This window comes from Paenibacillus sp. AN1007 (assembly GCF_040702995.1).
GTDB lineage: Bacteria > Bacillota > Bacilli > Paenibacillales > Paenibacillaceae > Paenibacillus.
On sequence record NZ_CP159992.1, the window covers coordinates 3,230,836 to 3,252,316 of the forward strand.

Consider the following 21,481-nt stretch of genomic DNA (forward strand, 5'->3'; position numbering starts at 1 on the left):
AGACATCGCTAATTTTGATAAAAGACCTTGCGGGACACAAGAGCAGTCGTTACCCACAGGATCAGGGCAATCACGCCAAAATACATCCAGGACATCGCCGCACTGAGTCCAAAGTTAAAGCTCTTGAAGGCCGTATCCACCACCAGCCGACTCGTCTGATCACTGATGAAGCTGTCCACAATGGTGTAGACCAGATTCGTCAGAATTAATGGGCTCAGCATCGGGAACGTTATTTTCCAAAAGGCTTCATAGCCTGTTGATCCCTCAATTTTGGCCGCTTCATACAGTGATGGAGAGATCGACTGCAGACCCGCAAGGAAAATCAGAATCTGAACGCCGGACTGACTGACAATTTCGTAAATTCGGCTTACCGCACCTGTGAGATATTCTACAATAATGGGACTCATGCCGGATTCAAGCAGCATAATGGTCAGATCCAGATTTTTCATCACGGAAAGTCCACCGCCCGTCATGTCGTTGGCACTGCGCACAACGGATTGCATCAAATCCCCGTTTTCAATACTCGCAATAATTCCCGAGGCCAGAATGACCGGAAGGAAAAAAATCGCTCTCGCCAGCACTCTGCCATGAAACTTCTGGTTCAGAATCACGGCAAAAAACAGGCTGAAAATAATAATTAACGGGGTATTCACGACAATATTGATCACGGATTCCGTTAACATCCTCACATAGGATTCATGAGAGAACAGCGCCTCACGGAAATTAGCCAAACCGATATACTCGAGCGTAAACCCTTCATTGGACACCTGCAGATTGCTGAGACTGTATCGGAACGAAGAGATCAGCGGCACCATGAACAGAAGCAGAAAACCGATGAACCAAGGCAGGATAAAATACAAACCGTAATATCTGTTTTTTTGCTCTAGAGATAGTTTCTTCAGTTTCATTCCGGCATGTCACCTCCTACCTGGTAGCTCTTCGCTGCCACACGTATGCCGTTTAGATCCACAGCGGTGTCATTGTAATTCACAATGACTGTTTTGCCTTTTTCAAAAGTCGTTTGATAAACGCCCTTGCTCAGCTTCTCATGTTTAACGATGCTTTGATTCTGTACATCCTGCAGTACGCTGCTGAGTTCCTGATAGCGGGCAGCAGATTCCTGAATCCAGCGCCGATAATCGGCTGAAAATAACGCATCAAAACTTGTCAGTTTGATCGCGGATGGATCTGCATAAAACCACGTGTAATACGGTGCCGATCCGGTTTCGATGGCCCGCAGCATCTGCATATGGGAGTCCTGATCATCGGCCATGTTCCATGCTTTTCCTGTGTACTGTACATAGCCGTGATATACCATTTGGAAAAAAGGCACCGCTTCATCCGTGATGTTAAACCCACTGCTGCTCACAGGTGCATCCACAATATGTCTGGCATACGGACCTGCATAACTATTGCCGCCTTCCACAAGAAGGGCTGCCCCCGAACTCTGTATCTGCTCAAGCTGCTGCTTCACAACTTCTTTGGCCTGCTCGCGATTGATCACGTTAGCGCGGTTAAAATCGGAATTCAGCTGCTCACCTAAATCCCGAAGGGATAGACCCGAAAGCCCCATTTGCTTGTAATCCTGCAAAAATCCGCTCACAATGCCTGGCACCGCCTCCGGACTGATGACATATCCCGGAGAAACTTCATCATCCCGCGTAAAGGTGGAGATCCGGTAAGGAAACAACTGCGCAAGTTTGCCCGTAATTTGGCGTGAAGCATATGATTTTTTGAATCCTTTTGCTTCCGGGAACGCCTCCAGGAAGGATACATCCGGGTAGAATCCAAAACCATGCTGCTGTGCATAGGCCTGCAGGCTGTGCAAACCTTTAGTGCCACCAAGCTTCTTGTCAACATCGATAGACTTCGGCATATCGTGATGGATGCCTCCGCCAAACCATCCCGAGTAGCGAAGCTGGATGTCCTTCACACCAAGGCTCTGCATTTCTTTCAAAATATCCTGTGCCTCTTCAAACGTCGTCAGTGGTTCATAGGCATTGTACGGGATGCCGAGGAAAAATTTTTTCTTCGGAATACCCCCGATTAGTTCCACGTAGAAAGGCAGTTTAGTGTCATCAGCCAAACGGGTGAGTTTCTTTTGCTCCGTCAGATATTCCCGATAGGCAGCGGCCATGCCGGAATAGCTCGCATGATCTGCGCCCAGAAATTGATAGACCACGGCCATCTCGTTATGAAAAGGCTGCGCCTGAAACCGTTTGACTGTGCTGGAACGCCAGCCATTCGTAAGGGTAACCTCTTCCATGCTGCTCAGCGCAAAGCTTGAATGCACGGTGTTGTACTGATTCAATCTGCCGCTGACATCCGCCTCGACCGATGCGACCGCATCGCCTTTATCGATGACCGCAAGATACCCTTTATCTCCATAACTCATGCCAAACACTGGTATTCTCGCTATCTGTTCCTTCTGAATCTGGGTAAGCTGGTTCACGGCATGATCGCTGCCATACAGGGCTGTGCTGTATGGGGATACCGATGTTTTTTTATTATTAAAATAAATCAGCGATCCCGATCCGTCCGGTACCAGACTATATCCTTTGTCCTTTGGTCCGCTGGCTCCAAAAAACGGAAGTAGAGACAACGATTGAATCTTCATCGTATCCGGGTACTGGATACCGTTCTCCGGGATGGATACACGCAAACGTCCTTCCTCCAGCCGATAGTGGACAGGCACAACGACACTTTCGCTCCCGTTTTCCTCTTCACCGTAGGCCGCTTTGTCTATTGCGATCTGTGCCTCGTCATAGTTGATGGACTCAAAAATTTTGGTTACTTTGGATAAACCTACACCTTTCAGGGAAGAGTCCCGTCTTTCGTAGCGCTTATTCTGTTCATCATACTTAAAGCGCTTCTCGATCTCCTTCTGATCCTTCTCCTCCAGTTTCGCGAGAATCAACGTGTTAAATCGTTCCTCGCTAATATATTTAGGGATGGCTTCAATATCACTTTTGACTTCACCCAGCGTGTAAACGATGTTGAAGCCGTCCTCTACTTTTTCAACTTCAAACTGACCGCTTTCTACACTGTGCGTAAAATTATCGTATTTGAGCGCATTGCCCGTATTATCGTAATACGTCAATTCAAACTGCACATTCAGCTGGGACTTGTTATAACCGGTAGCGATGGCATCCTGTTCACGATCCTGCGGGTTGGAAAACCACATGGCTCCGTTCTGCTTATCCTTGATCGCAATCTCTGTCGTTTCCGGCTTTAAATACAGAATCAGACCGTCATTCTCTGCCGCAGCTTCCATCCCTTCAGGAACAGCTGCGGCTCCGTTCTTCTGTTGATTCGCAGACGCTGTATTCCCTCCCGAGTTGCTTGCAGCAGACTGCTCCTTTCCCTCGTGTTCAGGATTCGCCGCCGTAGACTCCTGCTCCGATGAAGCTTGTTGTGTTTCAGACGACTCAACAGATGTATTCTTACTCGTCTCTTGTGAATCGCCAGATGTGGCTGCCACCCGTTCCGATACGGATTCCGCATAGTTAACATTTTGAGACATGAACAAGCTTGCAGCGAGGATAGCCGCAGCCAATGCAGTACGCTTTTTTTTCATATCAGGCACCTCCTTTCTTCTCCTATTCGCGCAGTGTAATCTCCTGAAAGAGGGTATAACCGAAACTGATAATTTGCTGGATCAGGCTAAAGAAAAGCAGGCCCAGGAAGATGACAACACCCATCACAACCAGCGTAAGCAGCATGGTCATCATCGTTTTCATGACCGAATACTGATGTACCGTCTTGGTTCCGATAAAAAGCAGCCACACAAACCAGATGACACCGAACGAATCAAGCAGGTAATAAAAAGAAGATTCACGCAGCGTGATCACATTACTCAGCAAAATATTGGGAATGTTGACCAGTATAAGCGGAAGCATCGCATATCCCGCTGCAATGACGATGTCTTTGAATTTGCCTTCCCCGTCCATCAGTGTGGTCAGCGACCAATTGGAAATGCACCAGAGAAGGAATGGGAGCACGATATATTTGAACTCGTTAACACTGTTGAGCGAAAGCGGGTAGTTGTCATTGACAACATATCCGGCAAACTGCCGCTTCAGGATCATCGTTACGGTCACAGCAAGCAGCACCAGCAGTGCAACACGAAGTCTTCCTTTATTTTCATATTTCAAATCCCAGTATCCGTCGAAAGGACGCACCGCAACATGCAGCGAGTATTTGAGTTCTTTAATTAACGACATCTCCGATCCCCCTCTCGTTTCTTGCTCTCGCTATTCGGCGCCAGATGATCACACCGACCAGCAGCCCGATGGCTATCGTCATGTACATTCCGAAATATTCCCGCATGTACTCTCTCCGATATTTCGCCAATGCTTTGGAATAATATTCACGGTCATTCCCCAGCTTCAGATAGGTCATCGCTTCTTTGTATTTTCCTTCTCGCAGCATGGATTTGCCGATACCGACGTAAGCCATCTCATAGTTGGCATCAAGGCGCAGTACCTCCTGCCACAACTTGGCGGCTTCTGTATGTTTGCCCGAGCTGTAGAGCCGATTGGCTTCGTTAACCAAACTTCCAAAGGTGGTCGCCTTGAATTCCGTAATCCGGCCGAGATCCCGATCCAGCACATAGACCGCATCACCATAGCTTTCAATGGCAACCGGATTTTTAAACGTACCGATCTGATTGCCAAGCTGACCAATGACATACAGCAGATTGCCATCCTCGTTATACGTGAACACCCGTCCTCTTGTTGAATCCAGCGCGCGATAGACGCCGTTACTGGACACCTTGATATCTACGAAGGAAGAGCGATTGAAGGTCAAGTCTCCGACTGGTGCAAATTCACCGTTGACCCGAAGTACGTCAATACCGGACGGATTCAACCTTTTGACTGCTGAAGCTGTATTTTTGTCCGCTGTTGTGGTGTAGATAAACCCGCCATCATCCACGTCTGCGTTGTTGAACTCGAGCGGGATAAACCGAATCATTTTCTCGCGCTGCTCCTTGGTGGATACGGTTTTCCAGAACAGATCAACCGGATCAAACTGCACACGGTTCGTGCCCATAAATCCCGTAAATCGCCCGTCACTATCAAATTCAATCAGTCCTTCGAAGACACCCCGACCAACGACATAGATTCGTCCGGCTTTGTCCACGATGACCTTTCTAGGGAAATACTCAAACGTATCACTAAGCACTTCCGACTCTGGCGCACCGATGGCACGGACAAATGTACCATCCTGCTTCAGCTCTACAATGCGTCTGTTATCCGTATCGGCTACGTAAATTCGCCCCGCCTCCGTCACAAAGAGCCCTTCAGGATTGTTAAAGTTGTCCTGCTTCCCGTCATGTTTAAAATTCTGGATGACCCGAACCGTTTCCCATTTCTCATTTAAGACAACGATCCGCCCATTTCCAGAATCCAGAACATAGAGCAGGCCATCTTTCGCAGCATATAAATCCAGCGGAGACTGCCAAGCTCCTGTTCCGGCCTCATCACCTGTGATGACTCTAGAGGGAAGAAAAGCAATCGGTGACTTCACCGCATCTCCCCAATAGTTGTAGGTATACCCCTCATACGGTGCCGCATGAGCCTGGTTATGTCCGAGTCCGGCAATCAGCAGGGAAGCTGCCAGAACGATTAGCCATGATTTCACTCTCATCTCTAACACCCTCTCCCTTAATCCTTCATGCCGGATGAAGCCATCGTTTGAATGACATTGCTCTGCGACAATACAAACGTCACGATCGGCACCGTCATCATGATGACAGCAACGGCAGCTCCTACCCCTGCACGAGCAATTCCCCCTTGAACAATCTGTCCCATGGCGTAATGCATCGTTTTGAGCTGCTCACTGTAGATAAAGCTGCCGCCATCCGTTCCCCACAGCATCTGCATCATCAGGATGAGCAGGGTTAACCAGGCCGGTTTAACAAGCGGCATAACCACCTGGAGGAAAATCCGGTATTCGCTCGCACCATCCATTTTGGCCGCCTCCAGCAGTGCATCCGGAATCTGCTCCATAAACTGCTTCATCAGATATAAGCCGAGTGGATAAGCAAAAGCCGGAATAATGATCGCTTGATACGAATCAAGCCAGCCGAGCGTCGACATGATCATATAGTTGGGAATGGCCGTGACATGCGGTGAGAACATCAGGGACAATACAATCACGGTGAACAAAACCTTGTGTCCGCGAAACTTGTGTTTCGCCAGCGGGTATGCTGCCGCAGAGGCCAGAATGATATGACCGAATGTACCGGCTGCCGTAATGAACACCGTATTAAAAATGTATCTCGAAAAAGGAACCCATGAATTTTTCATTACCTGAAATAAATCAGAAAAGTTCTCAAACGTTGGATTCCGAACAAACAAAGTTGGCGGGAATATGAACAGCTCATCCAGTGGTTTAAACGCATTATTGATGACATAGATGAGTGGAACTGCCATAAATGCACCAAATCCGCCAAGCAGCAGGAACAGCAGGATATCGACCTGCCAAGATCGGTTGATTTTTCGTTTCATACGCAGGGCTATCTTCATCTGCTATTCCCCCACTCTCTTCAGAAGCTTTTGTACAAGCAGGTTGGAACCCAGCATCAGACCGAATAACACCGTTGCGATGGCAGACGCATAACCCATTTCGAAGCGGATCGTTCCGTAATCCATCAAGTGAGTGACGATCGTATGCGCACCATACTGCACACTTGGGAAACCGGCCAGCGCCGTAGCGACTTCGGCAACCGCCAAGGACGCGGTAATCTGAATCACCGCACCAAACATCAGCTGAGGCCGCATCGAAGGCAGCGTAATGTACCACAGCTCCTGCCAGCGATTCTGCACTCCATCGATGGCGCCTGCTTCATACAGCGTACGATCCACGGTCTGCAAACCGGCGATGAATGCCAGAAAACTGGTTCCCAAACTGAGCCACAGCTGCACAAGCATAATAATCGCCAGCATATATTTCGGATCCTGCAGCCATAGAATCGGCTCATAGAGAATGCCTGTTTTCATCAAGAAGCCATTCATAATACCGTACGAATCCCCGGAGAAAATAATTTGCCAAATAAAAAACACATTACCCGAAATCGAAGGCGCAAAAAAAATCAGGGTCATAAAGGCTCTCACCTTGGGATTCAGCTCATTGATCAGCCAAGCAAATACGAAACAGGCGATATAGCTGACAGGGCCGGTGACTACCGAGAAAATAATCGTATTTTTGAGACCAATTAAGAACACATCATCATTCCAGAGCAGCTTGGAATAATTCTCCCAGCCGACCCATTGTGGAAACTCCAGCATATTGAAATTGGTAAAACTGAAGAAAATGGAGATGATGACGGGAAACACCGTAAATAATAAAAATAACAACATATACGGAGATAGCAGCACATACAGATGCTTATCCCGCTTCATATCTCTGACAAAGAGTTCCCATTTCCCCGGCATGCCGGCAGGCGTGCGCTTGGGCTGAGAACTAGTTTTGGTCACCATGTCTGCCTTTTGCAAAAGAGTCCCTCCCTAGCGCATTCCGTCCAATTTAAACTCTTTTCGTTTCTGCTGAATTTCATAGTTGATTTCCTGCACGTAATCGTAGATTGCATCGGTCGAATTGGTACCGTTATTCACGACTTCACGCAGTGCATTGTCCAGATGGCGACCTGTAAAGTAACCTCCAGGAACCTCCGGAACACCCTGTACCCAATCCCACTGTTCTTCCAGACTGCGGTAATCGCGAATTGGCCAAGGTAACTCCTGCAGTGCTTCAATGTTGGCCGTCGGATAGCGCGCAGCAGCTCCCATCAGACCTTCCATTTCCCGTCCGAATCGAACCTGCGCATCCTTGCTGACCCACCATTTCATGAATTCCCATGCCGCATCCTTATGCTTGGATTGTTTCAGCATGACCGTCGCCGTGCCGCCGCTCGCCACATCGCGTTTGATGCTTCCATCCTGCTGCTTGATGCCTGGAACCGGGATGAACTCCCACAGCCCCTTGATCTCTGGAGCAGATACGGACAAATAGTTGTAGAAGGTATAATCCATAATGCCTACTGGCATTTCACCTGTTCTAAAACGCATCGGGAAATCAAAGGTGAGCGGAAGCTTATAACTCGTATAAAAATTCGTCCACTCTTTGAACGCCTCCAGTCCCGTTTCGGTATCCATACCACTTCGGGCACCCTGGTCTAAATAGAATGAACCGCCCATCTGATAGAGCAGCATTGCGTATGCCCGGTTCACTTCAAGCACCGGTACCCCTGTCGTTTGGGCAAGCGGCAGTGCCATTTCCATGTTGTGCTTCTGCAGCACCGGAATCATGGCGTACACGTCTTCCCACGTCTGCGGGGGCTCCAGATCAAGCTGCTCCAGAATATCTTTTCGGTAAAATAACATGTTGAAGATTTGCTGTTCCGGCAGCGCGAATACTTGGTCTTCAAATTGATAAGGTACCATGGCACTATCTCTGAACTGTTTAATCAACTCGTGATACCCCGGATAGGTGGACAAATCTTCTGCCGCATGACGCATCCCGAAGTTAACCGGCACATCATTGCCTACCTGCATCGCCACATCCGGGCCTTCTCCCGCAAGCGAAGCACGAAGCAGCACGTCCGCATTGACCAGTTTGAGATTTACACTTATGCCCGTTAGCGGGGTAAATGTGTCATCAATCATCGCTTTTAATACCTGCGCCTGGTCGCGACCTGTACCAATCCAGACGGTAACGGATTTATCCTCATCTGCTGTGCTGCCAATCGTATCGTAATCCTCGAAGAAGGAATGGAAGAAAGACGACACCTCATGTCCTGCTTTCCTGAACGCCGAATCATTTGCTTTTGGCAGCTTTTCATCAGGGGAAGCCAAGAGCAGATAGTCAATCTCCAGCGGCTGCTCCCGAACTTCCAGAAGCCAGGAACCGACGCTGCCGACGTTGATTTTGAACTGGGACAACCGTTTCTGAACGGTTTCCGGCTTGTTAGCGAGATCGGCCAGCTGATAAGCGGTTTTATTCAAAATCGCGGTTTTATCACTTTTTTCACCTGTTAGACGAATCAATTCTTCAGATACAGCATTCAGAATATCACTCTGCTCGTGAAACACATCCACCATATCTGGAATCTGCTTCTCTAATTGATAATCACGATACGGGTCGGGTACATTACCTGTGATCATCAGAATTTTTCGATACATCGCATTAATCTCAAGCACACTGGCTTCAACCTGACGGATCAGAGGCGCAATCGCTCCCAGACTGACCTCAAGCTGCAGGTCATGTTTTCCTTTGGTTAAGTAAAATAGATACGGCTCTTCTTCGCTGCCTAGGACGTTCATCTGCCAATCCGAATCATAGAAAAATGGAATCTGTGTCATCTCTTTGAATGGAATCTTGTTATCAATCTGCAGGGACCGGGTCGAGTAGATCCCCCTCAGCAGTTCCTGTCTGCCTTTGATCGCAATTTTATATAAACCATCCTCTGGTACATCCATTTCCCATGCAATCCACTGCCCCGGCACACGCCAGTTGTTTCCGCCAATCGTGTTCATTCTAATCTTGGAAACATCGTACGGCTCCGTCGATGTGCTGGATCGATCTGTAATCGGGTACAGTGTCGGTGATGACTTGTAAGCGGCCTGCTCCCCTTGAACTTTGATCAAATGTCCGCTGGTTGCCGCGTATCCCTTCTGCTCGTACTCCTGCTTCAGTTCGGCATAGGATGGCGGTTCCTCATAATGATGAAGTTTGATCGAATCAATGACCATCGGTTCCCTCGTCGAGACGAACTTTATGGAGTGTTTCCCTGCTGAAAAATAAAACTGGTACGGCTCTTCATAATAGCCTTCTTTATCTCTCAGGATGGACTCCTGCCACATGGGTGCTTCAATCTGACGCGGACGTAAGTCATTGCCTCTGTTGTCCTGTTCAATTTCGTCTTTTTCATTGACCCATACCCGGTGAAAGCTCATATTCCGCGCTGTCGCGAAGGGCAGATTCCCGTCGATCCATAATTCACGTTCGATGGCAGAGCTCTTGCCCTGAATCGGGTAATAGCGCAAAGTCATGTGATACATTCCTGATTCAGGAACATCCACTTCCCAGGCGACGGAACCACTCTCCTCTGTTCTTATGAACCTGCCCGTTTCGCCGCCGAGCTCCGTAATCATCTCGGGCTTCATCCCTTCGGCAGCTGTGTAATCAGCTCCCTTAATGATAATTTCCCTTGAAGGCCGCTTCTCGTTCCGATACTGCTGCAGGTAATAATCGTAACTGCCCTCAGCAGCCGATTCCGATATCGGCATCACACGGCTCAGATCTGATGTTCGATTTCCGGTTTTGGAATTACCACTTGCCCCGGAACTGGATATCGCATACACCACGACGAGCATTACCATGACGACAACAATCGTCACTCGGGATAATGTGAATTTCACCCAATGCCCCTCCTTTAACTGACTCTCGTAAACGTAATCAGATGGACGGCCCGCAAATTTGTTTCCCGGCTAACCGAGAACAGATATGAGGCCGTCAATTTTTTCAATCGCCTCAATTGATAAAAATTGCTGTATAAATTGAACTCAAAATGTTTACACGGAGCACTACGATGACAAGCGAATGCTTCCGATGCAGCTTTCTTTCAGAAAGTTCTCAGGCGACCGCTTCGTTTTTTCATAGTTCAACTTATACAAATTATTTTTTCTTGTCCTGCTCTCCGCTCAGCACTTTTTTCACTGCAGCCTGCGCAGGGGCAATGACTTGTGCAACACCTGTCGAAGGTGTAATTTCGCCTTTAACAAACTTCTCAGTTACACTGTCCAGCTGCTCCTTGATGCCCAGACCACCGAAACGTCCGCCATACAAGCGCTGCACTTTCCCATCATCGTTCATCGCATTCGCAATCGAAGTCTCATCCGGCAAAATATTTTCAAGGGATAGTCTGCGGTTATCCTGCCAGTTATCAAAGTCCTGGAGATCCTCCCAGATCTTCACGATGACATCCGCATCTTTCACACCCTTGGGAATCACATAAGCTGCCGTCTGACCAAATGGTTCATGATAGGTTTTCGCCTGCGGACCTTTCGGCATGTAGACATAACCCCACTCGTCCTTCATCTTATCGACAATCCGTCCTTCAATCTCCCAGAGCCCGCCTGGATACATCGCAATGGTACCTTCTCCGAAATATTTGGCCGGATCTTCCCAGTCGTTACCTCCATTGGCTTTGATCACTTTATGCTCGTTATACAGACTGTGCAGGAAGTTAAGCGCTTCCATCGCTTCGGGTGAATTAAACGTCACTTTACCTGTCTGTTCATCGTATAATTTAGCGCCGTTGCTTGCGATCAGCATCTCTGAAAGGACATAATGTGCTCCCGCCAAACCGTACTGATCCATTTTGCCGTCCCCGTTGCGGTCAACGGTTAGCTTTTTGGCGGCATCCAGCATCGTATTCCAGTTCCAGTTATCTTCATCCATCAACTGCTGCGGGTCTTTCAAACCTGCTTCTTTAAAAATCCGTTTGTTATAGAACATGCCGCTCTCATTCGGGGTATACCAGCTCTCCAGGCCATATACCTTATCGCCTCCAAAGCGCATGGAATCAATAACATCCTTCTCCACCCGGGTGTCTTTGAGATAATCATCCAGAGGTGTCAGGAATCCGCCCTGCATAAGTCCCCAGATGAAACCATCGGGAATACGGACTATTTCTGCAAAAGGCTCGTTAGCCAGTACCGAGGAAGACAGCTTTTCAGAAGTAGACCAGTATTCGGTGTTCAAATACTTGATCTTCACGTTATACTTTTCTTCCACCATTTTAATCCGCTCACGCGCAAGTTCATCGGACTCCGCATCCCCTTTTGGTGTGGCATCCCACCAGTGAGATATTCGAATGACCCGTCCATTTAAATCAGGTGCTGGCGCAGCCTCTTCCTTTTCTTCCTCTTTCGCTGGCGTTGTGCTCGTTTCCGTTTCAGCTGGTTTGGCAGTTGGCTCGGCTGGCTTGTCAGAACCGCTGCATGCAGACAAAATCGTGATCAATGCGGCAAATAAAACAAACATCATCATTTGGTTAGAAATCATTTTTTTCAACACGGGCTGCCTCCCTTAAATAAATGATTTTTTTACTTGCTCTTTTCTCCCTTGAGCACCTTCTGGATTCCAGCCTGTGCAGGTCCAATGATCTGAGCTACACCTGTTGAGGGCGTCACTTCACCTTTTACAAACTTTTCAGTCACACTACCCAGCGCTTCCTTGACACCTAATCCACCAGCACGAGCACCGTATACACGTTCAACCTGACCATTGTCATTCATCGCGTTAGCAATTGAAGCTTCATCAGGCAAAATGTTTTCTAACCACAGACGGTGATTATCCTGCCAGTTGTCAAAGTCCTGAAGCTCCTCCCAAATTTTCACGATGATATCGGCATCCTTTACACCCTTGGGAATTACAAAACTTTCTGTACTGTTGACTGTATCCAGATAGGTTTTGGCTTTTGAACCTTTGGGCATGTAAACATAACCCCATTCGTCCTTTAACTTATCCAGAATACGGCCTTCGACTTCCCATAATCCGCCAGGGTACATCGCAATGTTACCTTCAGAGAAAAACTTGGATGGGTCTTCCCAATCATTACCGGCGTTAGCCTTTACGACTTTATGATCGTTATACAGGCTGTACAAGAAGTTAAGCGCTTCCAAAGATTCGGGTGAATCAAACGCTGCCTTTTGCGCTGCCTCGTCATACATTTTGCCGCCGTTACTTCCAATCAACGTTTCATGAAGTACGTAGTACGCACCCGACAGACCGTACTGATCCATCTTGCCATCTCCGTTTTTGTCCACGGTCAGCTTCTTGGCTGCATCCAGCATCGTATCCCAGTTCCAGTTATCCTCTTCCAACAGCTGCTGCGGGTCTTTCAAACCAGCTTCCTTGAATATTCGTTTGTTGTAAAACATTCCGCTGTCATTCGGGGTATACCATCCTGTCAGACCATATACTTTATCCGTCCCGAATCGCATGGAATCGATGACATCCGGCTTGATCTGCGTATCTTTCAGATAGTCATCCAGTGGTGTAAGAAATCCGCCCTGCATGAGCCCCCAGATATACCCGTCAGGCACCCGGACAATCTCTGCAAAAGGTTCATTTGCCATCACCGATGAAGAAATTTTCTCGGACGTTGATCCGTAATCTGTATTCAAATAGGAAATTTTAACGTTGTATTTCTCTTCTACATTTTTGATTCGCTCACGAGCGCGTTCGTCTGCTTCCGAGTCTCCTTTGGGAGAAGCATCCCACCAGTTTGATATGCGGACAGCTCTACCTTTCAAATCCACTGCCGGCTCCTGTTTCTCCTGAACGGGTTCGACCGTCGCTTCTTTGTTTTCCTCCGCAGGTGCCTGTGCTGCTGTATCAGGTGGCGCTCCCCCGCTGCAGCCAGCCATGATGGTTACCAGTAAAGTGAGCATCACCAGCGGGCTAAACCTTTTCTTCCTCACAAACTTCATCTTACACACGCTCCCCCTCAAAGTTAGATAAAGATGAATCAAGCTTGCAGAACGCTTGGATGACTTCCTCGAATGACTTAACTCATCACAAGGCTGTCACGTATGGGAACTTGAAAACCTGCAGTCACTCCTTCAGCAGAAAGCGCTTACTAAGTTATCGGGAGTTAATGAAACGGATTTCATGAAACCCATTTCATTATAGTATCATGAAAAGCATCGGGTCAATACATATTCTGTTATTATTTAGAATATTTTGATCGCTGTCGTTTCATTCCGCACAATTTCAGGAAAACATAACACTTAAAGGGGGTAAATCAACAAAACCCTCTAACGTCAGATGAAATGACATCATAGAGGGTTTCATAACAGGTATAGAAAACCGGATTCAGGATGTGATGAACGCTTCCACTTCTTGAGTCCAATCCTCCTTTTCATAAGCCAATAACGTCTTCCAGCCAAGCTGCCGGGCAGCATGCAGATTTTTTTCCTGATCATCAATAAATAAAACTTTTTCCCCATCACCAAGATAGGTTCCGACCAGCTGGTATATCTCCATCTCCGGTTTGCATAAGCCCACTTGATTAGAGATGGTTACACTTTTGGTAAATGGTCTCAAACTTCGCAGATTCGGTTCAATCCATTCCTGACAATGATTGCTCAGCAGATGAATATCCGCAGACTCGCTCCATCGCTCTAGATATTGTGCAGCAGGTAAAGGAACGATCGAATCAAACAAAATGTCCCTCGCTCGGCTGATCGGTAACTCAGGATAACTTTCCCGTAATGTGTCCCAAAACTCTTCTTCTTTCATTGCTCCTGTCCAGAGCTGCCTTTTGACTCCTCCAAAATGCCCTTTTAATTGTTCTGCTGACAGGTTCGATTCCTGAATCATCTCTTTCCAGCACCTTAAAGATATATTACTTAACAGTACACCAGCGATATCGAACACGAGCTGTGGTCTATTCTGCATGGTATCCATCCTCCAAAACTATTTGTTTAATTTGTACTAAAGACCGTTTACGCCCTTATACGCGCACACGATTCAATTGCCCATTTCCTTTTCTCTGGCACCACAGATCTCCATTTATATAAAAGCATCATGCGGCAGAAAAGCATGCACACCTTTCACACCATTGACAATTTGCGTGATGCGCAGATCGATAACCGCACTCCCCAGCGCAATCGCCTCCACGCGCTGCAGGCCGTATAATTCTCCCATCAGGTTTAACATGCCATCCAATGCTTGAACCGTCGCCTCATTCAGATCCTCATGAAAACCAAAGGTAATCCAGCCAGTTGGCGTATGTGCACGAGGATTATCCAATTTCATATTGTCGATGACATTAACCGTGATATCTACAACCTCCATAGCACATTCGATAGCTTGACAGCTGACTTCCCCATCACCTTGTCGTGCATGACCGTCACCAAGTGCAAGGTAACCGCCATCTACTGGAACCGGTAAATACAGTTTACTCCCCTGAACCAATTCCTTGCAGTCGATGTTCCCTCCACAATAGCGCGGCGGCCAAGTGGTATGAATGCCTCCTGACTCCGGAGGCATCCCTATTACACCCATGAACGGGTTTAACGATACGGTATAGGATTTACCCTGCACTTCACAGGTACCTCTCATCGCTTGGCGATCAAGCACCCAATCCAGAGACAGTTCCTCCACCTGTGTTAGATGCAGCTTCTGATTCTGCCAGTTTGGATATCCACCAGCGGAAGTAAACCCGTAACTCCCGGGTACGATTTCATTGAAAATAATCTCCAGCGTCTTTCCCTGCTCCGCTTCTTCAATATGAATTGGACCGATTAAGGCGTGACCTCCATCTTTTTCACCTTGTCGCGGGAACGGTCTCAAACGTTCCGTATACCTTACGCCCATGCCCCAACCGGCATCCAGTGTCTGAAATCGGACTGAATCCCCCGACCGTATGTTCAATATGGGCTTGACCTCATTTGTAAACGAACCGATCAGATTTTCTTGCGTTAATTCAATGATATGTGTACTCACAGCCATTCCTCCCGGGCTTAGATCCATATTGTACGCAGCGCAGAGCAGCATTCCATTCCACAGCCTGCCTGACGCACCATTCCATCTACGTTTGAAGACGATCAAGATATTGTTTTAACGGTTTCATATGATGCTGATCATGCCATATAAAATCTTTGAGGTATTGAGGAATATAGAAGGGGTTACCTTCTGCGTCCAAATACGTTTGATGAAGCTGTTCATCCGTCAACGCTCGAATATCATTCATAATTTTATGGCGGTATGTGATCGCTTTGTCCACGATTTCCGCTGTTTCGGTGCGGCTGCCATACTCCACAGCTTTGCGATTAAACTCATCAAAATCCAGATGTCTCAATGTTACAGGCTGATGCAGCGCAATCTTTTCAATCGCTTCCTTGTAAAAATAACGATCCCATAACATCATATGACTTACGATGGATTTGATCGTCCACTTTCCTTTCTCCAGACTTGAATTCCAGATCTTTTCTTCGAGATGAGTCAACGTTTTGACAAACAGCGTCCATTCTTCAAATGTTTGAAGCAAATGTTCCATTTCTTTATTCACACCAAACTTCCCCCTTCTCTTTTTCGAAGATCCTTTACTATATCTCTATATTCCCTTCGGTTCCGATTCATCCACATCCCAAAGCATAATCCACCATCTCTCTTTGGGGTATCAAATAACTCACAGCCTCTCCTATTTCGATTGTTCATCATCTTGAATCATCACGATTCGCCTTTCTAGTAAGCAGCTGTTCAAGCGATTCTCTCGTCTTTGGATGCAAAATAACATCTTCCGAGTTCATCATGCGTTCTGCCAGATTGGAGTCTTTGACTCTACGGCCCCATTTTCTCGTAAAAGATCTCCAGTCACATACCATCTCTATAATATATTTTTGCGGCATAGGCAGAGCTTCTTTTGTATTTCTGTTTACAATCCAGTACTCCCAATGATGTTTATTATGATTCTGGTGATGCAGCCATGCGTTCTTCCATCTTTGTTCTGTCACTTCATTCTTATGTCCCGAATAAAATTTGACTGCATAAGGGAAAAATTCTTCGGGAGCAAACTTGGACAAATCATGAAGCAGCCCCTGTACATATAAACCTTCATGCCAGCACTCGATTAAAACATTCAGCTTATGTTCCGTTACATATAAGAAATACCTCCAATAGGCAGAAAGCATCTTCCTCTCCCCTAACCTTCTATTTTAATTTTCGGATCTCAACAGTTTCTTGGCATGATTAAAACGATGTATCCCAAATTCCTTGAAATCGGATTGTAATACCGCATCCCTCAAAGGATATAGATTGCTTGTCAGCCGCAGCTCAACACCTCTCGTCAAAAGCCTCTCTACCAGGTGATCTATTTTCTCTACGCAGCTTGGTGTAATCACCTGATCGGAAATGTAATATCCCGCTGTTTCATCAAAAAGTTGAAAAGAGGCTTCATCCAGATGATATCGATACAACGATTGGCCTGCGATCTTGGTGTACCACTCACGCTCAACCGTGACAATAATATCAGCTTCCGTATGTTTGAAAAATAATTCCTGATGTTCATTACTGATTTCGTTGGTTCTCTGAATAACAATACGGGGACAATTTCTCGGAAAATAATAGGTAAATTCATGCTGCTCATCAATCGCCCACACTACAGCCGGAAAATCAGGCCGATTCTGCTTCAATCTAGGAATAAAAATATCAATATCTGCATCTTCACTGAAATGATAGAGCACCCGATACACCTCTGTTCTGTTATGGCTTAAGCAAAGTGGACAACCCTTGTCTGATCTCGTACGTTAGATTGCCGTTATCTAACAGGCTGTTGAGGAGATGTTGATTCACGATTTCATTGTTGGTTTGTAAATATTCTAGGATCAAATCAGATTTTTCTTTTCTACCCATCATGTGATAGGCAGTGTACCATAACTCGGGGCTTGAAATATTCATCCCGTGCCATGTTCGATCAGGAATATGCGACAAAGGTAACTTTAATATGTTTGCTTCAACGCGAAAAGCAAATCCACCAATCACATCCACATTGCACGAACGGATCTCAATTCGGTATTCACTCGCAAAAAGCCCATCGCCACTTTCTTGCTCTGTCCATTCATATCCGTCTATCGCTTCAATAAATGTGGACTTCGGGCAATCTACCATCAGATCCCAATCATTCACGGATTGGGCAAGATTCAAGTAATACAGCATTCCGCTTCCACCCAGTGTAAATGAAATTCCCTTCTGTTCTAATTGTTTGACAAGCGGCATAATGACTTGAGGATTATTCATGGTTTACTCCTTCTGCAGTCGCTATTTGTGTTTGGATCAGTATAGAATTTCAATCTGTTTGTAAACAGCAGCTGGCTCATGATCGATCAGCATATTTACGCGGTTTTGCTCGGTAAGCAGCATATTCACAATATGTATCTCGTAGTACCACTCTCCCGTATCCTGATAGATATGCCTGCCATTGTAAAGGATTCTTCTATATTCGTTCGAAGTCAGTCCAAACGCCTGCTCGGTTAAGGCATGATTTCTTTTGTCATAGCGGACGGGTTTGCCGCATTCTTGGGAGTAAGAGAAGGTCACCTCATATTCGGATTCGAAACCCTTTTTAGCTATTTCAACGCATCCGACTTTCCACTTTTCTGCTCCTGGGTCCAAAATCACAATCTGATCCTGAACCGTCTCCAGACCCTTCTTATTTTGCACGATGACCACCTTGTGGTATGGCTGTCCATAGGACGTGTCATAACTGAACAGATTTTCCGGCAAACTTAGCGCTTTCTCCATGTGGTTTCGTACACCGGCAAAAGGAGCACCTCTCACTTCCTTCTCCCACCGCAAGGTAATGAATTGAAGAAGTAATCGTTCTTTATTCAAGTGCCCGTTCCTCCATTCCCATCAATAGTCAAGAAGCTGGAACATCCTGCATAGACGTCCCAGCTTCACTTTTTCATCATCTGAATCCATACATGGAGTGAACTATCACTCACTTTTTAAAAAGCGTGTTGATGATCCTGTCGGCACATTCTTTAGGCGTGTGCCTGCTCGTATCGATAGTATAACTGTATTGAATATCGGAAGCCATCATTCGGTGCTGCTCTTCCGACTGATCTTCTCTTCGGTCACCACGTTCAATATTGCGCTGACGACAGATCTCCAGAGGACAATACAGCTCCACAATATCCAGTGGATATCCTTCAAAAATCGTTTTGACTTGTTCATAATGCGGCGCAAGCTCCGGTCGTTCCACCAGAATTCCATCGATCAATACATGCTTGCCGTGGTCTGAAAACAGCTTGGCTGTATGATACATCAGCACTATGGCTTCGCTTAAATACTTCCAGTAATCGGTCTGGAGATGTTTGTCTCCGATTGTGTTCTCAAATAAATCATTCGCCACAACGTAGAAGAATGGATCATCGTAAGACTGCATCTCTTCTACGATAGACGTTTTTCCCGAGCTTGTTACGCCATTCAAAAAAATAATTCTGCCTTTGCCTTTTTCCATTATGTTATCTTCCTTTGCTAAAGTCTCATTTCCAAAACATTTCACAACCTACATTTTGCAGCAAACCCATTCTGTTTGGGTTCACTATAGTGAGTAGGTCAAGCGGCGCCAACCCATGGATTGTTCTCCATGATTTCTACGCAAGCGGCCTCATACTTTGATTAACCTGCTGCACAGTCGAGTACGAAGAATCTTGATAAATCAAACCATTCAGCTGCATTCCAAAAGCACATCCACCATCGATGCCAATCTTGTCTGCGGCAAACCAAACATCCGCTTTTCCATGAATATCGATCGTTTTGGTATGTCCAAAGACCACTTTTTTGTATAAATCTGTAAACGTATGCTGGATAAATTTATGTTTGATATACATAAAATCATGCTCCGGCTGCTGCTTCCAATCACTATAATCCGGGTTCAATCCAGCATGAACATAAATATGGTTTTCATCTTCATGGAATAGCGGCAGGCTGCTCAAAAAATGAATATGGTGGCTGTAGTCCGATTGAATAGATTTCCTCGCCTGCTGCAGCCGTGTATCCGAAATTTCATCTTTCAGCTGACAGTAACTTTCAAGCGTTGGAAGCCCTCCATGTTCCATAAATCTGGATTGAATAGCGGAACTCCCCTCTTGTATAAAATCTACGAACCGCTGGTCGTGGTTGCCTTTTAATGCGACCGCATGATGTTCGTGTACTAATTTCATCACCTTATCCACAACTTCTTTACTGCTGGGACCTCGATCTACATAGTCCCCTAGCAGCATTAACTGATCATAGGTCGAATTGTAATCGACATCATGTAATAACTGGTTAAACGTATCAATACAACCATGAATATCACTAACCATGAGCGTTCGATGCATCGAAAACCACCTCCATTTCATCTCTTTGAAGAAGCAAGGAATACCTGAAAGCCGCTGCATCTGCTCTATTAAATTAACTTTCTGATCTTCATACAATAAAAGCTGGCATTCGGGTACCGATTGAACTCTTCGATATGTACTAACTCCAACTTTAACTCATGTAATATTTCAAATAATTCTTCTTTTTTATGATATTTATCAAAATCCATGTACATCCATTGACCATTTGGTTTTAATACATCGGATATTTTTTGCAAAGCTTTACGGTATGCGCCTGTCTCATGAAGAGCTGAACCGATCATCGTGACGAGATCATAATGATGTTGAGGCAGCTTGCTTACTAAAAAGTCTTCACATATTACTGTAGAGGCATTGGGATGCCCCTCCCTATGCTGCCGGTATTTGAATATGTTACAAATATAAGAATCGATATCGATACTCGTCAAACAACCTGATCCGTTTATAAGATATCCGATATAATCATCCCATTCGCCTACGCCAATCCCTACATTAAGCGCATTCATCCCGCTGAACACATCAAAGTGTTTGGCTAAAAACTCCCTCGTCCCCAGTTCCAAATACAAGCCTGCAGGCGAGAGATTCCACTGATAGGCTTCCTTTTCTCTCATATTTAAATAAAAATTCAATAGATCTTGATCATTCATCCCTATCACCCGATCTCCAAATATAATAAAATACCCTCAGCGTACGAATGACTACTGCTGCTTGTACTTTTCATCAAACTCCTTATCTCTCATTTTTATTTCACTGATCGAATTGCGCAGGAAGGCCGACTGACAAATAAAGTAGACAGTACCCGTCAGAATGCAGATGCCTCCAACCCAATAATTCAGATTCAGATCCATCTCATAATCCGTCGGACTATAGCTCCCGGCTCCTGCAAACTGAAATACGGCGTATCCCAATTTCGGAATGACCTCTTCAACCGTTTTGGTAAGCGTGATCACAATAATTCCTACTATGATCAAAATGAACGAAAAAACCATCGGCATGCGTTTCAACTTTGGGCATCTCCTTCCCAAATGAATCTCGGATTGTTTTGAATATCTTCAATAATTTCAGTTAACTGTTCTGTGCTATAATGCTGCGTATAGAGTTTGGTTTGCTCTTTTAAGGTCGGACATGTTTCAAATTCCTCTAGTAAAACCAGACTGCGCTCGCCCATCCTCACTTCTTCGGCTCTCGATTGATCCCTACTCACCAAGGTATTCTGATCAACCAATAAAACGACATAAACGAGTCGGAATTCCAGATCAGTCAGCTGCTGTACAAGCCGCTTTACTTCTGAAGGAAAGGCAACATAGTCAATAACCACATCATAATCCTGTTCTAACAGATTCCGAGTTAAGCTGTATATATTTTTCCATGTTAAATCATACGTCTCTTTACACACCCAGGGTTTCCCTCGTCCATTCACTGGAATATGACTGATTGTATCCCCAGAAATGTATGCACTTTTACTTAATACTTGAACCAGTTGTTGTGAAGTTGTAGACTTCCCGACACCAGGAGGCCCCGAGATCACATATAATGTTCTGTTCATTTGGTTATCACCT

The 21,481-nt window shown here is 46.0% G+C and carries 21 protein-coding genes; all 21 read right to left on the reverse strand.

What is annotated here, in order from left to right:
• Positions 1–8: 8 nt before the first annotated feature.
• The 21 genes from ABXS70_RS14155 to ABXS70_RS14255 all read right to left on the reverse strand — a co-directional run bounded on the left by ABXS70_RS14155 (position 9) and on the right by ABXS70_RS14255 (position 21,468).
• The gene (locus ABXS70_RS14155; RefSeq protein WP_342555630.1) at positions 9–908 is read right to left on the reverse strand and encodes a sugar ABC transporter permease; all 900 of its coding nucleotides are present in this window, start codon (positions 906–908) and stop codon (positions 9–11) included.
• Positions 905–3,577 (reverse strand): DUF5696 domain-containing protein, encoded by a 2,673-nt coding sequence (locus ABXS70_RS14160; RefSeq protein ID WP_342555629.1) that lies wholly within the window; start codon positions 3,575–3,577, stop codon positions 905–907. The genes ABXS70_RS14155 and ABXS70_RS14160 overlap by 4 nt, the downstream gene beginning before the upstream one ends.
• A gap of 22 nt (positions 3,578–3,599) precedes the next feature.
• Positions 3,600–4,223: a Yip1 family protein gene (locus tag ABXS70_RS14165; protein WP_342555628.1), complete on the reverse strand. Its 624-nt coding sequence runs from the start codon at positions 4,221–4,223 to the stop codon at positions 3,600–3,602.
• Positions 4,210–5,649 (reverse strand): gluconolactonase, encoded by a 1,440-nt coding sequence (locus tag ABXS70_RS14170; RefSeq protein WP_366296416.1) that lies wholly within the window; start codon positions 5,647–5,649, stop codon positions 4,210–4,212. The genes ABXS70_RS14165 and ABXS70_RS14170 overlap by 14 nt, the downstream gene beginning before the upstream one ends.
• Before the next feature lie 17 nt (positions 5,650–5,666).
• A complete protein-coding gene (locus tag ABXS70_RS14175) occupies positions 5,667–6,530 on the reverse strand; it encodes a carbohydrate ABC transporter permease (RefSeq protein WP_342555626.1) in 864 nt (287 codons plus the stop codon).
• A gap of 3 nt (positions 6,531–6,533) precedes the next feature.
• Positions 6,534–7,439, reverse strand: a complete 906-nt coding sequence (locus tag ABXS70_RS14180) for a sugar ABC transporter permease (RefSeq protein ID WP_342556306.1) — start codon at positions 7,437–7,439, stop codon at positions 6,534–6,536.
• 72 nt (positions 7,440–7,511) lie between these two features.
• Positions 7,512–10,424 (reverse strand): extracellular solute-binding protein, encoded by a 2,913-nt coding sequence (locus ABXS70_RS14185; protein WP_366296418.1) that lies wholly within the window; start codon positions 10,422–10,424, stop codon positions 7,512–7,514.
• Between the two features lie 256 nt (positions 10,425–10,680).
• Positions 10,681–12,072: an extracellular solute-binding protein gene (locus ABXS70_RS14190; protein WP_342556305.1), complete on the reverse strand. Its 1,392-nt coding sequence runs from the start codon at positions 12,070–12,072 to the stop codon at positions 10,681–10,683.
• Between the two features lie 41 nt (positions 12,073–12,113).
• Positions 12,114–13,502 carry an extracellular solute-binding protein gene (locus ABXS70_RS14195; protein WP_342555624.1) on the reverse strand — a complete coding sequence of 463 codons (1,389 nt, stop codon included), beginning with the start codon at positions 13,500–13,502 and terminating at the stop codon, positions 12,114–12,116.
• A 385-nt stretch (positions 13,503–13,887) separates the two neighbouring features.
• Positions 13,888–14,472, reverse strand: a complete 585-nt coding sequence (locus tag ABXS70_RS14200) for an HAD-IA family hydrolase (protein WP_342555623.1) — start codon at positions 14,470–14,472, stop codon at positions 13,888–13,890.
• 114 nt (positions 14,473–14,586) lie between these two features.
• Positions 14,587–15,528: an acetamidase/formamidase family protein gene (locus tag ABXS70_RS14205; RefSeq protein WP_342555622.1), complete on the reverse strand. Its 942-nt coding sequence runs from the start codon at positions 15,526–15,528 to the stop codon at positions 14,587–14,589.
• Between the two features lie 79 nt (positions 15,529–15,607).
• Positions 15,608–16,087 carry a DinB family protein gene (locus tag ABXS70_RS14210; protein WP_342555621.1) on the reverse strand — a complete coding sequence of 160 codons (480 nt, stop codon included), beginning with the start codon at positions 16,085–16,087 and terminating at the stop codon, positions 15,608–15,610.
• A 148-nt stretch (positions 16,088–16,235) separates the two neighbouring features.
• Positions 16,236–16,709, reverse strand: a complete 474-nt coding sequence (locus tag ABXS70_RS14215; protein ID WP_342555620.1) for a DUF5662 family protein — start codon at positions 16,707–16,709, stop codon at positions 16,236–16,238.
• A 24-nt stretch (positions 16,710–16,733) separates the two neighbouring features.
• Entirely contained in the window at positions 16,734–17,261 is a 528-nt protein-coding gene (locus tag ABXS70_RS14220; RefSeq protein WP_342555619.1) for a DUF6886 family protein, read from the reverse strand.
• 19 nt (positions 17,262–17,280) lie between these two features.
• Positions 17,281–17,814: a hypothetical protein gene (locus ABXS70_RS14225; RefSeq protein ID WP_342555618.1), complete on the reverse strand. Its 534-nt coding sequence runs from the start codon at positions 17,812–17,814 to the stop codon at positions 17,281–17,283.
• A 36-nt stretch (positions 17,815–17,850) separates the two neighbouring features.
• The gene (locus ABXS70_RS14230; protein ID WP_342555617.1) at positions 17,851–18,408 is read right to left on the reverse strand and encodes a hypothetical protein; all 558 of its coding nucleotides are present in this window, start codon (positions 18,406–18,408) and stop codon (positions 17,851–17,853) included.
• Between the two features lie 109 nt (positions 18,409–18,517).
• Positions 18,518–19,039, reverse strand: a complete 522-nt coding sequence (locus tag ABXS70_RS14235; RefSeq protein WP_342555616.1) for an AAA family ATPase — start codon at positions 19,037–19,039, stop codon at positions 18,518–18,520.
• A 136-nt stretch (positions 19,040–19,175) separates the two neighbouring features.
• Entirely contained in the window at positions 19,176–19,904 is a 729-nt protein-coding gene (locus ABXS70_RS14240) for a metallophosphoesterase family protein (protein ID WP_342555615.1), read from the reverse strand.
• Positions 19,905–19,972: 68 nt separating this feature from the next.
• A complete protein-coding gene (locus ABXS70_RS14245) occupies positions 19,973–20,569 on the reverse strand; it encodes a class I SAM-dependent methyltransferase (RefSeq protein ID WP_342555614.1) in 597 nt (198 codons plus the stop codon).
• A gap of 51 nt (positions 20,570–20,620) precedes the next feature.
• A complete protein-coding gene (locus tag ABXS70_RS14250) occupies positions 20,621–20,926 on the reverse strand; it encodes a hypothetical protein (RefSeq protein ID WP_342555613.1) in 306 nt (101 codons plus the stop codon).
• Positions 20,923–21,468, reverse strand: coding sequence for an AAA family ATPase (locus ABXS70_RS14255; RefSeq protein WP_342555612.1), 546 nt, complete (start codon positions 21,466–21,468; stop codon positions 20,923–20,925). Before ABXS70_RS14255 ends, ABXS70_RS14250 begins: the two co-directional genes overlap by 4 nt.
• Between the last annotated feature and the right edge of the window lie 13 nt (positions 21,469–21,481).

Excerpts from the sequence above, each read along its gene's own strand:
- ABXS70_RS14245 (WP_342555614.1), bottom strand. The coding sequence starts at position 20,569 with ATGAATGATCAAGATCTATTGAATTTTTATTTAAATATGAGAGAAAAG.
- ABXS70_RS14180 (WP_342556306.1), bottom strand. The coding sequence starts at position 7,439 with ATGCCGGGGAAATGGGAACTCTTTGTCAGAGATATGAAGCGGGATAAG.
- ABXS70_RS14195 (WP_342555624.1), bottom strand. The coding sequence starts at position 13,502 with ATGAAGTTTGTGAGGAAGAAAAGGTTTAGCCCGCTGGTGATGCTCACT.
- ABXS70_RS14155 (WP_342555630.1), bottom strand. The coding sequence starts at position 908 with ATGAAACTGAAGAAACTATCTCTAGAGCAAAAAAACAGATATTACGGT.
- ABXS70_RS14235 (WP_342555616.1), bottom strand. The coding sequence starts at position 19,039 with ATGGAAAAAGGCAAAGGCAGAATTATTTTTTTGAATGGCGTAACAAGC.
- ABXS70_RS14255 (WP_342555612.1), bottom strand. The coding sequence starts at position 21,468 with ATGAACAGAACATTATATGTGATCTCGGGGCCTCCTGGTGTCGGGAAG.
- ABXS70_RS14215 (WP_342555620.1), bottom strand. The coding sequence starts at position 16,709 with ATGCTTTCTGCCTATTGGAGGTATTTCTTATATGTAACGGAACATAAG.
- ABXS70_RS14205 (WP_342555622.1), bottom strand. The coding sequence starts at position 15,528 with ATGGCTGTGAGTACACATATCATTGAATTAACGCAAGAAAATCTGATC.
- ABXS70_RS14240 (WP_342555615.1), bottom strand. The coding sequence starts at position 19,904 with ATGCATCGAACGCTCATGGTTAGTGATATTCATGGTTGTATTGATACG.
- ABXS70_RS14225 (WP_342555618.1), bottom strand. The coding sequence starts at position 17,814 with ATGAATAATCCTCAAGTCATTATGCCGCTTGTCAAACAATTAGAACAG.
- ABXS70_RS14170 (WP_366296416.1), bottom strand. The coding sequence starts at position 5,649 with ATGAGAGTGAAATCATGGCTAATCGTTCTGGCAGCTTCCCTGCTGATT.
- ABXS70_RS14200 (WP_342555623.1), bottom strand. The coding sequence starts at position 14,472 with ATGCAGAATAGACCACAGCTCGTGTTCGATATCGCTGGTGTACTGTTA.
- ABXS70_RS14165 (WP_342555628.1), bottom strand. The coding sequence starts at position 4,223 with ATGTCGTTAATTAAAGAACTCAAATACTCGCTGCATGTTGCGGTGCGT.
- ABXS70_RS14190 (WP_342556305.1), bottom strand. The coding sequence starts at position 12,072 with ATGATTTCTAACCAAATGATGATGTTTGTTTTATTTGCCGCATTGATC.
- ABXS70_RS14160 (WP_342555629.1), bottom strand. The coding sequence starts at position 3,577 with ATGAAAAAAAAGCGTACTGCATTGGCTGCGGCTATCCTCGCTGCAAGC.
- ABXS70_RS14175 (WP_342555626.1), bottom strand. The coding sequence starts at position 6,530 with ATGAAGATAGCCCTGCGTATGAAACGAAAAATCAACCGATCTTGGCAG.